Annotated in this window: 10 protein-coding genes; 2 read left to right on the top strand and 8 right to left on the bottom strand. The window is 32.7% G+C overall.

Annotated features, from left to right (window positions below):
• Positions 1-79: 79 nt before the first annotated feature.
• The gene (locus IR010_RS06310; protein WP_194602573.1) at positions 80-736 is read left to right on the top strand and encodes a hypothetical protein; all 657 of its coding nucleotides are present in this window, start codon (positions 80-82) and stop codon (positions 734-736) included.
• Between the two features lie 150 nt (positions 737-886).
• Here the strand turns inward: IR010_RS06310 and IR010_RS06305 are convergent, their stop codons facing one another.
• From IR010_RS06305 to IR010_RS06280, 6 genes are all read right to left on the bottom strand, one after another.
• Positions 887-1,201 carry an HPF/RaiA family ribosome-associated protein gene (locus IR010_RS06305; protein ID WP_194567929.1) on the bottom strand — a complete coding sequence of 105 codons (315 nt, stop codon included), beginning with the start codon at positions 1,199-1,201 and terminating at the stop codon, positions 887-889.
• Positions 1,202-1,299: 98 nt separating this feature from the next.
• On the bottom strand, positions 1,300-1,746 hold the full coding sequence (locus IR010_RS06300) for a very short patch repair endonuclease (RefSeq protein ID WP_194602571.1): 447 nt from the start codon (positions 1,744-1,746) through the stop codon (positions 1,300-1,302).
• Positions 1,747-1,848: 102 nt separating this feature from the next.
• Positions 1,849-2,709 carry a nuclease domain-containing protein gene (locus IR010_RS20210; RefSeq protein ID WP_317174444.1) on the bottom strand — a complete coding sequence of 287 codons (861 nt, stop codon included), beginning with the start codon at positions 2,707-2,709 and terminating at the stop codon, positions 1,849-1,851.
• An 11-nt stretch (positions 2,710-2,720) separates the two neighbouring features.
• Positions 2,721-4,208 (bottom strand): DUF2357 domain-containing protein, encoded by a 1,488-nt coding sequence (locus tag IR010_RS20205; RefSeq protein ID WP_194602568.1) that lies wholly within the window; start codon positions 4,206-4,208, stop codon positions 2,721-2,723.
• Positions 4,209-4,214: 6 nt separating this feature from the next.
• Positions 4,215-6,254: an McrB family protein gene (locus IR010_RS06285; RefSeq protein WP_194602565.1), complete on the bottom strand. Its 2,040-nt coding sequence runs from the start codon at positions 6,252-6,254 to the stop codon at positions 4,215-4,217.
• 318 nt (positions 6,255-6,572) lie between these two features.
• Positions 6,573-9,035: an AsmA family protein gene (locus IR010_RS06280; RefSeq protein WP_194602562.1), complete on the bottom strand. Its 2,463-nt coding sequence runs from the start codon at positions 9,033-9,035 to the stop codon at positions 6,573-6,575.
• Positions 9,036-9,278: 243 nt separating this feature from the next.
• Here IR010_RS06280 and trxA point away from each other — a divergent pair, with 243 nt between their 5' ends.
• On the top strand, positions 9,279-9,596 hold the full coding sequence (trxA, locus tag IR010_RS06275) for a thioredoxin (RefSeq protein ID WP_012023423.1): 318 nt from the start codon (positions 9,279-9,281) through the stop codon (positions 9,594-9,596).
• A 191-nt stretch (positions 9,597-9,787) separates the two neighbouring features.
• Here the strand turns inward: trxA and IR010_RS06270 are convergent, their stop codons facing one another.
• Both IR010_RS06270 and IR010_RS06265 read right to left on the bottom strand, forming a co-directional pair.
• A complete protein-coding gene (locus tag IR010_RS06270; protein WP_194602559.1) occupies positions 9,788-11,884 on the bottom strand; it encodes an ATP-binding protein in 2,097 nt (698 codons plus the stop codon).
• The gene (locus IR010_RS06265) at positions 11,881-12,588 is read right to left on the bottom strand and encodes a LytR/AlgR family response regulator transcription factor (RefSeq protein WP_194602556.1); all 708 of its coding nucleotides are present in this window, start codon (positions 12,586-12,588) and stop codon (positions 11,881-11,883) included. The genes IR010_RS06270 and IR010_RS06265 overlap by 4 nt, the downstream gene beginning before the upstream one ends.
• Between the last annotated feature and the right edge of the window lie 157 nt (positions 12,589-12,745).

Genomic DNA, 12,745 nt, shown 5'->3' with positions numbered 1-12,745 from the left:
TAAATCAAAAACTTAAAAGATCTTACATTACTTATATAGTTTAATTTTTTATATTTGAGTGCTCTAAAATACCACAAACATGAATCCGAAAACCATTATAAGTTCGATCGTTATTTCTTCTTTGCTTTTTGTGTCCTGCAAAAAAGAATTAGAACCACAACAAAGTACGCCTACTTCTGAATTAATTAAATTAGGATTAGTAAAAGATACGGCAAAAGTTCAATCTGTAGTACAGGCACCAGCCACAAACCCGAATACAGTTTTAGGAGAAACCAAAGGTTTGAATCCCGCTCACGGACAGCCAGGTCACCGTTGCGATATTGCAGTTGGCGCACCATTGAATTCGGCACCGGCGCAAGGACAAACAGCGCAGCCTGTTCAAACTGTTCAAGTAAATCCGAATCAGCAAAATAGAATTACGACAACAACAACTGTTGCGCAGCCGGTAAAAGTAGGGAAAGGAATGAATCCGTCGCACGGACAGCCAGGTCACAGATGTGATATTCCGGTTGGAGCACCTCTAAATTCTCCAGTTGCAAAACCAGTTGCTGCAATTCCAACACAAGGAGGAAGCACTTCACAAACCTTTACGGTAACACCACCAGCAGGAAATGCTGTTCCAGCTTTATTAAGTACAGAAGAACCAGTAGCAACAGCAGACGGAATGAACCCCGCACACGGAAAACCAGGTCACCGTTGCGATATTGCAGTTGGAGCTCCGTTGCCGAAATCATAATTTTAGAGGTACAAAGTGGCAAAGTGGCAAAGGTGCAAAGTGATAAAGGTACAAAGGTTCAAAGTGACAAAGGTTCAAAGTAGCAAAGTGATAAAGGTACATAGGCGCAAAGAAAAACTCTGAGCCTATGTACCTTTGCACCTTTTTCCCCTAGTGCGCTTTCAGTTTTTCGAAAGTTGTAGTAAGTGATTTTTTTACTTTGCTTAAAGCACCGCTAAAAGCTTTTTCGATTGTATCAGCATGCTCTGTAACCGTTAAAGGCTGTAATTTTGCAGTGCGCACTTCGATCACGCATTTTTTATCGTTTAAGCTGAATTTCTCTCCATTTTCATCTCCAAAATGAACTTCAACTCGGGTAATTTTTTCCTCAAAGCGAGCTAAGCCTTTTTCTAATTCTGCAGAAAAATAAGCTTCTAATCTTTCGTGTCCGTCAATGTTTTTATCTGTATTGATTTGAATTTTCATAAGGTATATATTTAATGATAGTTTCTCAAAGCTATCTCAATTAGAATGAAAAGACAAGCGAGTTAATAAAACATTATGAAAAATTTCGGGATTTTTTGTCATTCCCATAAAGGAGGAATTTTTGATAATTGCTCTCTCCTAAAATTAATCATATTTAGAATTTCCATAATGCAAGAGCCTAGATTCTTTTTGATATCGTTGCTCCAAAAACGCAGTACTTTCCAATTGTGAGATTCTAAATAGGCATTGACTTCAATGTCTCTTTGCATATTCCGTTCAATTTTTTTGATCCAATATTCTGAATTGTTTTTTGGTTTTTTTTTGGTTTCCCAGTCTTTTCCGTGGAAGAATTCACCATCAACAAAAATGGCAATTTTAAGAGGAGTAAAAGTTAAATCTGGACAACCAAAGACTTTTTTGTTGTTTTTCCGATAACGCAAGCCTATATTCCATAACGCTTTTGCCAAAGTGATTTCTTCTTTGGTGTCCTTGCTTTTTATCGCACGCATGTTTTTGGAGCGCTGTTCCGGCGTAAAACAATCCATAATGAATAATTATTAAGGTGTTTAAATTTAATAATTAGTGGTATTTAATGGGTTATAGGTTGGTGTGGGGAATGTTTTATAATTTACATTGGAGATTATTCATTATTTAATTTCCTTTGTCTTCATCAATTTAGTTAATGATACAGTAAAAGGCATTCCTGCCTGTGTGTAAACATTCTTGTTTGTTTCTAAATTTTTTTTGTATTCATCTAATTTTTTAAAATTCCAGCTTACATTTTCAAATTCTAAATCAGTTACTTTTTCAATATCTATTTTTAAATAATGTTCTTTTAAATCATTTGCTTGTGGAAAATTGAGTTCAATAATTCTATTTTTTGAATAAACTTGTATACCGTTACTTTTTATTTCATATAAATCGAAAGCTGTTTCTTGTCCATTTCTCCTTAATAAAAGGTATTTCGCACTTACAACTTCATTTGTTAATTCTAATGAACCAATAGTATCATTCATTCGGAAAAAATACTTTTTATTTTCATTATACCAATCAAATCGTTTAGCTGTTTTTGAATACCCCACTAACACAAAAGTTTCGTCTGGTATTAATTTTGAGCCATTTAAATATTCAGGAATTGGTTCATGGAGTAGATTGTTATCTTCTTTACTAATTTGATGAATATTGTGAGCTTTATGATTTATATTTTCCCGTTGGGATGCTCGGTCTAGTAAATGCTCAATAACCAGATCAATAAACTTAGATAATTCTGTAATGCCGTTATTTGGCCCTGTTGGATTGATAGAAAAAGCACCTAATCCTGGAATGATTTCGTGAAAGCCTCTTATTTCCTTTTTTTCTGTTCCGGGATACAAAACATAAGCACCTCCTGATCTTCTAATTGCATCTTTATAAGCGTGCATCTTTAACAAATCAGCATTTTTATATATTCCCTTTCTCTCGTTGTTTTCTTCTTGTTCTATTAAATCATTATCTGTAGAAGTTTGAATTTGGAATTGTGTTATTTTATATTTTGCATCGAAATGAATATGTACGATAAGGTCTTCTCTTCAGCTTCTTTTTCTTTTAGCATTGTGGGCCAAACTGACAATGTATAATCTGGACGCAGTGTAGTTGTATAACTACCAGTTTGCTCATCAGTATATTTTGTGCCTCCTTTAAAAGAACGATTGTATGAGAATTTTACTTTTAATACTCTATTTTCTGTAATAAAATCACCGTACAAAGCAGTATGTTTTCCTTGTTTTACCATTACATTCAAACCGTCTTTAGTTGGCTCTATCAAATGGTTATAAGATTGCTCTTCGTGTTCGATATCTTTTATTTTAAATTTAGATTTGAATAGATCATACAATGTAAAAAACAACCAATATTCGTATAAAGTAGCAATATCTCTTTTACCAGCTTTATATACATCATCACCACCTTTCCAAACTAATTTGGCAGCTAAATCAAATTGCAACCATGTGCTTAAAACTTCACGGTAACCACTTTTTCGTTGTAAAACAGGACTATTTAATTTTAACGAATTTGGTCTGGAAATATCCTTAAAGAAAGATTGGCTTAAATAGCCATCAAGTTTTGTAACCAAATTAGATGCTTCTATATGTGGTCTTGAATATTTTTTATCCTTAAAGTATTGTTGACAATCTTCTGCAAATCTTAAAAAAACATCCAAAGCATGTTTTACAAATCGATTTTCAGATGTGTCTGTGTGTTCAACTTTTCTAAAGCTATTTATTTTGTTTGGGATCGATTGAATTCCTGCGCGAAATAAAGGATGCGATGTTTGTAAAGGGATTCTATTTGAGCCTGATGAAATTTGCTTCGTTTCAGCGTTATTAAATCTTTTTACTTTACGAATATCGATTGTTTCTGCCTCAGTATTCCAATTGGTTTTTGGAGAAGCTATAATTTTTAATATAGCTTCTTCAAAATCTCTATTTTGAATGATAGAGTTAACAAAACTAAATCTTTGGTAGATTGTTTCATTATCTCTTGAAAAGTCTGTTTCAAAATTTTGCTCAACTGGAGAATTGATTTGCATTAAAAGCTCTGTACACTTATCTGTTATGTCTTTTAACATAAAACGGTAGTTTTCACGGTAGCTTTTATCGAGCTCGGTATCGAATTTAGTTGCTAAAACTTCAATATTAACTTCAAATTCTTTGCTTTCTTGAGTAATATCGGTAACAAATAAAGTTAGTGTGCCCACATAAATATTAGTAACAATTCTACCTAAAGAGGGATCGCGTTTTGACTGTGAGACTATACCATCAATACTACAATTTAGACGATAATTTTTATTTGTAAATGCATATTCATAACAATTACCTTCCAAGATTTGAAAGTTGCTTTCTCCATTCTCGTTTGCTTCCTCTTCTGAAATTTCAAAAAGTCTCCCCTTATTTTCAGGATAGATTTCTAAAAAACCAGTTTCATTGAAAAAAGTTAATGGTATTTGAATATGTTTTTTGATTTCTTCCATATTTCTTTATGCTTCTGCATAACTAGTAAAACCATTAGCCAGTACATTTTTGTACATTCTAATTAGTTTTTCAAAAGAAATAGGATATTTTGCAGAAATTCCTTCAAAGTTGTTTTTATAAAAATCATCAAACTTCTTTTCAAAATCTTCTTTATTTATATCCTCCAAACATAAACTCAACAAAGCAATTAATATTTTTACCAGCTTACTTCTAGAACCGTGTAATTTTGGCAACAATTTTTGCATAATTGCAATGTCTAAACAGTCGTTATTTTTAATTGATGGTTCTAGGGTTTTCAATTTTGTTGCTAATTGCAAAATCTCTGTTGCAGCACGATAACCAAATTCTGCACCAACTGCTTGCAATTGTTTAAAAAATAATACCAACTCTTCTGCTATATTGTCATTTTCAACAATACTATTTTGGGAAGAAATCGACAAGAAACTTTCTGCCATTGGAACTCCTTGACCTTTTAGTTTTTGCAAATCTGGAGTACTCGGACTTGCTAAAAAGTCTTTTATTTCATCGTCTGTAATTCTAAACTCAATTACGTTTGCCCTGTCTAATACTTTAGGACTGAACATATAAGTGGTTTCATCTATGTTAACTGTACCGATAATAAATACATTTTTAGGCCAATATATTTCTGAAGGAATTGATAAACCGTCTAAGCTTTGTCTTGTATTGCCAGTGTATAATTTTATAGTATCTTTAGATTCCATGATACTTAAAAAGTCTGCAAAATAACGTTCTACATGACTAAGATTCATCTCATCTAAAATTAAAAAGAAAGGTTTGTTTTTATTTTCTTGTTTAATAGCGTCTAATAATAAATGAATTACACCACTGTCAGGAGTTATGTATTCGTTACTAACCAAACCATTTGGATATCCAAGTAAAGGTTCTCGATTAGTCCAATCTGCACCTACAGGAACAATTTTATATTGATTATTATCTTCGCAAATCCATTGTGCAAAAGTTTGTGCAATTTTGGTTTTTCCAGAACCTGATAAACCACTAAGAATTAGAAAAGGTTTAGAAGTTAATGAAGCGATGAAACGAAGGATTAATGAGGATGAAAAATTGAGGTTAGATTCTTGCGTTTTTTTATAGAATACATAATAAGATAATTCGTTTCCAGAAAAATTTATGATTTCATTTGTATTCAATTTTAAATCCGAAATCTTTTTTAAATTGCTTTCTTGCGAGATGAACTCTCGTAAAAATTTAATATAATTTCTCTTTCCTAAAACGGCTTCTGGAGCCCCTCTATTTGTGGCATAACTAAAACTTTTCCATTCATGGTTTTCTTTGTTGCTTTTTAAGGAAATCAGCTTTTCAATTTCATTGACAGAATCATCAGGATTTTTAGGATCAATCTTAAATAAATATCCATCAAAATAATTTTCATTCCAAAAGTTCAAAACTTTTGTAGTCACTAATCCATCATAAGATTTTAAAAAGTTAACAGGATTGTTAAACCATTCTACAAAAGAATCCTGAATAAAATTATTATCTACAACTTCTAATTTCGTAAATTCATTATCAATTTTAAGTTTTTCTATTTGCTTGTTACCTCCAATAAGAAAATCGTATTTTGATATATTAAAATCGTCACCTAATAAGTCATGAATTGCAAGGAAGATTGATTGTCCTACTATAGAAGTAATTTTTCTAAATGATTGATTGGCAATTGATTTTGTGTCAGGTCCAATGTTTGGAGCATCTTTTAATGAAGGGTAAACATAGAAATCATCTTTCGTAAGTGTATTGGAGAGAAATTCAAATATTTCAACTCCTAAGTTAAAATTTTTTTTATCGTCTTCATCTTGAGGGAGTTTTACAACTTTACCAATCGCTCTCAAGCCATTAGTGTAAGGACGAACCTTATTAGAATTATCACCACTGATAACGATGAAAACTATATCATTAATGGAAATCTCGTCTTTATGCCAAGATAACCTATCAAAAGTTACCATCGTTGACATATCTAATATTTGACCAATAGTATTTTGGTCATTTGTTCTAACTGAGAAAAAATTCATTAAATATTGGTTTTATTTTTAAAATTCAAACTTAACTATAAAGCTTCTGGAGATCACCTGCCAGGGAAATGTAAATATAGTTTAAGATTCTTACTTTTTTAAAAAAGTAAGAATCTATTTTGAAATCTTAAAAAATAATTCTAAATTAAATCCTCTTGTTTTTGGCGAAACAAATTATGTAGTGCTCGTCAACATGCAAAAAAAATACATACTCGTTTCTTTGTTCAATGGGGAATTGTTCCAACGATCATGGCAATAAAAAATTTAAAATTTCTTGGTTTATCCTCTCAATCAACGGCGTAGTAACAGAATTTCTTTCTACTTCTCCTTCTTCCCCCACTTAATTTTCATTTTACCTGCATCATCCACAGCTACTAAATGCAAAACAATTCCTTTTTCGCGGACGGCATCGCGCTCGGCTTGGCTGGATAATTGAGCATCGTTTTTAGAATTTCGGAGTGGGATTGTCAATGCCAGATTTGTTCCGCTTCCGAAAGAGTAAATACCTTCGGCATCGAGATTTAAAACGCTGGAACTGATCGTTAAATTATTAATATCGACCTGTTCGCCGCGCAATTTAAAATTTCCAGATAAATCGCTGAATGTAATATTCTTGACATCGCGAAACGGAAAAGCAAATTTGCCCACTTTTACAATAGGTTCAAAGTTTAATAAAGCGCCTTGGTTGACATTGAAAGTCAGATTTCCGTGCATCGAATTGGTAATTAATTCGCCTTGGCTGTTAATAAAACCGGTAACATTTGCCTGACTGCTCAGCCTGCCTTTTAGGTTTTTTGGACTAAAAGAGGTGATGCCGAAATTGTTAAACGATTTTAAAAAACTAGAAATATCTACGCGGGTAACCTGCGCGTTTGAGCTGAAATTAAAATTCTTGCCATTGGGCGATACAACGCTATTAAAAGTAATGCTTCCGCCAGAAGTGTTAAGTGAACCATTTTTGATGATCAGCTTAGAATCAATCATCATGATTTCGGCTTTTGTGTTGCTGGCCGTCAAATGGTTGTATACTATTTTGTCGGCTTTAAAGTTGATGTCTACAATGCATTTTTCGATCGTACTTCGCAGTTGTTCAGACATGGTAACTCTTTTTTTAGGTTTCGATGCTGTTTTCTTTTTTTGCGAACTCGACAAAATACTCAAGAATTGTTTCATGTCGAGATTTGGGCAATAAATATCCCAATTTACAACCATTTTTTCAGGAGCATCATAATATAAATTCAGGAAATTATCGATTTTGCCTTCCATAAAAACAGTGTTGTTTTTGTGTTTGTAGGCAATTTTTTTAATCAGTAAAGCTTTTTCAGTAAAGTCAAGCTGAACATTGATTTTTTCAGCGTGAATGTCTTTCGGTATAAAATAAAAAGACGTATTTTCTACATTTACATTTCCTATAAATCGGGGTTTTGTAATATACAGATCGACGATATCAAATTGGAATTTTAAATTTGCTTTGGCATGTCCTTCTGAAAACTGAATCCATTTGTCATTGCTCATTTCGTTGAGTCTTGTAACGTCAAAATCAGCATTTACGAGACCGGTTGCAATGGGTTTTTCGAGATTATTGATGGTTACTTGCGGTACAATAATGGGAATATTTTGGAAATTTCCGGACAAGTGTGTTATAATTACAGCCGAATTTGCGTCATTAAAACCTGCAGAAGGCTTGAAATTATTGGTAAAAATGCCTTTAAAACTGCAGTCTGTCAGCAATCCGTCAGGAATACTTAATTCGTTGTTTTTAATTATCGCCTGAACCACAATTTTCGGGTCTCCTTCGGCATTAAAATCACCTTTGATGTCGCAATTGACATCAATTTCCTTTTTCAAATCAAATCGGTTTAATTTAGAACTGATGTTTCCCGATAGTAAATTCGAAGCATTTTTCCATAAAATAGTGGTTCCAATATTGATTCCGAAAAGCGCATTTCCTTTGGCTAAATTAAAAAAGGCAACAATGTCAAAAGCATCAGTTCCAATTTTGAGATTTTCTGTTTTTACATCGATTTTTTCTTTTTCAGACGAATACGAAACATCAAAAGTTCCTTTGAGCTGTTTTTCTTTGGCAAAACTTCCGTGAACGGTATTAAAAGCCAAACTTTTAATTTGAGTATCTAAAAATACATTGGTCTGCCAATCGTCTCCATCATAATCTACTTTCGTTTTTAAACTGGCCACATCAAAATCAAACAATTTATGTCCAATTCTGTTGTCTAAAATAAAATGAACTTTACTGAGGTCAACTTGGTCAATTGTAGTTTCTCTATCCGATGTATTTTCTGGAGATTTTTTCTTTTTTGGTTTAAAAATATCAGAATTCGAATAACCGTTTTCGGCTTTATAAAGATAAATTTCGGCGTCGTTGATGAGTATTTTGTGAATGTTGATTTCGTTTTGTATTAAACTCCAGACATTCAATCTCGCTTCAATTTCTTTGGCTTTCAATAAAGTATGCTGGTGTGTTTTCCATTGTTTGTCTTTGAGTTCGACATCTTTTAGGGCAAGAGTAAAATTCGGGAAACCCGTTAAAAATTTATACTGAAAATCGCCAACATGAAATTCTCCATTTATATTTTCATTAATCTTCGTGTTGATTTTGGCAATGATTTCGGTTTTATTTCTATTAAAATAAACCGACAATGCGCCACAGACAATTAAAAGCAATGCAACAAGTCCTAAAACAAAAAAGCCAAAACGTTTGGCGTATTTTTTAAAAGGTGCTGATTGCAAAAAGGCTTTTATTTTATATAAAGTTTCTTTCATCTGGACGAATTTTCTTAATCATTAAAGATAAGATAAAAAATTTTCTTAATTAAAATTATGATTTTCAATTTATTAGTAATTAATAGCTTGTCAATAAAAGAGTTATTAGTCTTATAATTAATGACAATACATTTATAATCAAAACTAATTTGCGAATGGTGTTTGATTCGTATTTAATTTTTAAATTTGTAGTCTAGTTTGAAGCTTTTAACTATTCAGACGATAATTTAAATATAAGATATTATGGCATTAGCAATAACAGATGCTACTTTTGATGAAGTAGTTTTAAAATCAGATAAACCAGTAATGGTAGATTTTTGGGCAGCATGGTGCGGTCCTTGTAGAATGGTTGGTCCAATCATTGACCAATTGAGCGACGAGTACGCAGGTAAAGTAGTTGTTGGTAAAGTAGATGTAGATGCAAACCAAGAATTCGCTGCAAAATATGGTGTGCGCAACATACCAACCGTTTTGGTTTTTCATAACGGTGAAGTAGTAGGAAAGCAAGTAGGAGTTGCTCCGAAACAAACCTACGCAGATAGTTTAGACGCTTTGTTGTAATCGTAAGATTATGATTTATATAAAGAAGGTTTGGCGAAAGTCAAGCCTTTTTTATTGCTTTTAATTTTTTAAACACATAGAAATATAGCTTTTTATTTGAATATAAAAGGCGTTTCACTTACAGGAATACACTTAACTATGTACTTTTAAACAAATGAAATGCCTTTTTTAAGTTTACAAAATCTATGTTTCTATGTGTTTAAATGATTTCTTTGAAATATGATCAGGAAAGTGGTTCCTAAATCAGGTTTTGAAACGACTTCTATTTTGCAGTTAATTGCGGTTGCCAAATCCCGAATTAAATGTAATCCTAAACCGGATTTTATTCCGATAACCTCAGAATCATCGTAAAGGGCTTTGAATTTTTCCTGACTGCCGCCCGGGCCGTTATCCGTTATCGAAAGATAAATTTGATTGTTTTTTTGCCAAGCCTTCCAGATTATTTTTCCGTTTGGAGTTTTATCAAGCGCTTTGATAGCATTTCCGGTAAGATTTCGCATTATGGTTTTCAGATAATTTTCATCTGTATTTAAAATGATCTTTTCTGGGTCTTCAAATGAAAGCGTTATGTTTTCGATATTTGAAAAATGTTTTAGAGTTTCTTCGAATAAACCCTCAACCGAAAATTGGTGCGCATTAGGTTTGAAGTTTTCCATCTGTCCTTTGCTCCATAATAAAATATCTTCCATAGAAGATAATAAATTCTCCGCTCCAGTAATAACTTTCGTTTGCATACGCTGCGCTGTGGCTTCATCAATTAATTCTGGGTTCTCTTTTTGAAGATGTAAAAAGTGAATCAGGTTCGAAACCGGACTTCGCAAATCATGGTTCAAAATACCAAAGAAACGTGCTTTTGTCTTATTTGCATCATCTAATTCCTGATTCAAAAGCTGTAATTTCTGATTGGTTTTTTTGCGGTTTCGGCTCTGCATAAACAGCAATAAGACAATTATGCCAACCAAAATCAAGCCGGCAATTAAAAAGAAACGCTGTTTTTTTGCTTCTTCAATCTGAATGTTTTTAATTGTATTTTGTGTCGAAAGCGTTTTAATTTCTTGACCTTTAACTTTATTTTGATAACGTGCTTCAGCATTCGCAATACTTTGTTTCGCTGATTCCAGCATCATTTCGTCATTTGCCTTGCTGTAAATTTCATTAAAATCATAAGCTTTTTTCCAAAGTCCTAGCGCCGCATAACTTTGCGAAAGCTTTTTATTGATCATCACATACGATTCCTTGTCGTAGGTATAAGCATTTTTAGAGGCCAATGTCAAGATTTCAATTGCCTTTTTATATTCTCCTTTTTCATATAAAACCCTTCCCATTACGGTATTGGCTTCCATGATAATATCTTCGTCAGTAGATTTTTGTCCCAATAAAACCGCTTTTTTGGCATATCTGTAAGCAATGTCTGTCTTTCCTTCCGCAACATAATAGTCAGACAGGCTTCTGTTGGCAAAACTTAAATTAATAAATAAGGAATCTTGTTTGGTTGGATAGGTATAAATCAAGCGATAATATTTCTGAATGCTGTCGAGTTTTTTTAACGGCACAAAACATTGCAGGTAGTAATTGCATAAAAAAGCGCTTACGTAAGGAGAATTTTTTACATAAGGTTTTGCATCGTTTAGATAATCGATCGCTTTATCGTATTGTTTCATTTTGGTATACGCAGCAGCAATCTGGCTGTATGAAATTCCGATGTTTTCGTAATTGGTCGGGCTTTTTTGAATTTTCTTTTTATAATCAATAGCCTTCAGCTGATACCCAATAAAAGTTTCATAAGCACCATTATCGAGATAATATTCAGCCACACTTCCGTAAAGAACAGCGTGGGCATAAACGCTTTTTGTGGTATCTGCGACTTTTTTGATGTAATCAATTAAATGAACCCTTTTTGTAGTTGCATTAAGGGCGTAATACATGTAACTGAGGCGCATTAAAGTATTTACTTCTATTTTAAGATGTTTCGCTTTCTGGGCATATTTTAGAGATAACTCGTAATTATCAGCCGCTTTTTGATATTTGTTATTGCTGAACTCATATGCAAATCCTTTAAAATAATAGAATTTACTCAAAAATGCTGGATGATTTTTAGAGAGATTTATTCCTTTGTCAGCCTGAATGATAAGTTTGGGATATGCTTCGATGTTTTTAATTTCATTGCAATATTTAACCCAGGCAACAAGTTTTTGATGTGTCGTTTTATAACGCGCTAAATTTGGTTCTTGTTGTCCAAAAACCGAAAAGGAGATAAAAACAAAAACCAAAAAACCTATTTTTCTCATGAGAACAGGTTTAGATTTTCTTTATAACTTCTTCCCACAGGAATGGCAATGTTATTGTTCAATATAATTTCCGAAGAATTAATTTTTTGGATAAATTGTTTCTGAACTGCAAAACTCCTGTGAATTCTGATAAAAGATTGAAAATGATCTTCTTTCAAAAGATTTCCGATGCTCGATAAAACACAATGTCTTTTTTTATTGGTAATAATCAGCGTGTAGTCTTTTAAAGCTTCGAGGTATAAAATATCATGCAGTTTTACTTTGGTCTGTTCGTGTCCTTCTTTTATGTAAATAGTGTCACCGCCAATACTGGCTTCAAAAAGCAATGCTTTGAGTTTTATTTCCATAAATTCTTCAATACGGCTTACGGTTTGTGCAAAGCGATCGAGTTTTAATGGTTTTACGATAAAATCCAAGGTTTCAATTTCAAAACTTTCTACAGCATGTTCTGGATGTGCTGTTATGAAAATACAAACGGGAATTTCTAATGCTTGTTTTCTAAACTCGATTCCGTTTAAGCCAGGCATATCGATATCCAGAAATAAAATATCGACTTTTTCTTTTTCGATAAACGGAAGCGCTTCTTCAGCCGACTCAAAAACACCTATAATATCTAAAATCGGAAACTTTTTAGCAAACGAAACTACCGTCAGTCTGTCTATTTCGTCATCGTCAATAATAATACAAGTGTACTTTTTTATCATTTGATTTGGTTTTATGTCGTCTGTCTATTTAAAATGCTGTTTGTCTATTAGTGGTTTTTCGCCCCGTTTTAATCCCGCAAATTTGCCATGTAATTAATTCGTCAGATAAAAATAAAGTATTCTGACTGTTACAAAAATAATGTTATTGAATTAAAAA

The organism is Flavobacterium sp. MR2016-29 (assembly GCF_015350695.1).
Lineage (GTDB): Bacteria > Bacteroidota > Bacteroidia > Flavobacteriales > Flavobacteriaceae > Flavobacterium.
This window is presented reverse-complemented; position numbering and strand designations above follow the sequence as displayed.

Excerpts from the sequence above, each read along its gene's own strand:
- IR010_RS06310 (WP_194602573.1), top strand. The coding sequence starts at position 80 with ATGAATCCGAAAACCATTATAAGTTCGATCGTTATTTCTTCTTTGCTT.
- IR010_RS06300 (WP_194602571.1), bottom strand. The coding sequence starts at position 1,746 with ATGGATTGTTTTACGCCGGAACAGCGCTCCAAAAACATGCGTGCGATA.
- IR010_RS06280 (WP_194602562.1), bottom strand. The coding sequence starts at position 9,035 with ATGAAAGAAACTTTATATAAAATAAAAGCCTTTTTGCAATCAGCACCT.
- IR010_RS06270 (WP_194602559.1), bottom strand. The coding sequence starts at position 11,884 with ATGAGAAAAATAGGTTTTTTGGTTTTTGTTTTTATCTCCTTTTCGGTT.
- trxA (WP_012023423.1), top strand. The coding sequence starts at position 9,279 with ATGGCATTAGCAATAACAGATGCTACTTTTGATGAAGTAGTTTTAAAA.
- IR010_RS06285 (WP_194602565.1), bottom strand. The coding sequence starts at position 6,254 with ATGAATTTTTTCTCAGTTAGAACAAATGACCAAAATACTATTGGTCAA.
- IR010_RS20205 (WP_194602568.1), bottom strand. The coding sequence starts at position 4,208 with ATGGAAGAAATCAAAAAACATATTCAAATACCATTAACTTTTTTCAAT.
- IR010_RS06305 (WP_194567929.1), bottom strand. The coding sequence starts at position 1,201 with ATGAAAATTCAAATCAATACAGATAAAAACATTGACGGACACGAAAGA.
- IR010_RS06265 (WP_194602556.1), bottom strand. The coding sequence starts at position 12,588 with ATGATAAAAAAGTACACTTGTATTATTATTGACGATGACGAAATAGAC.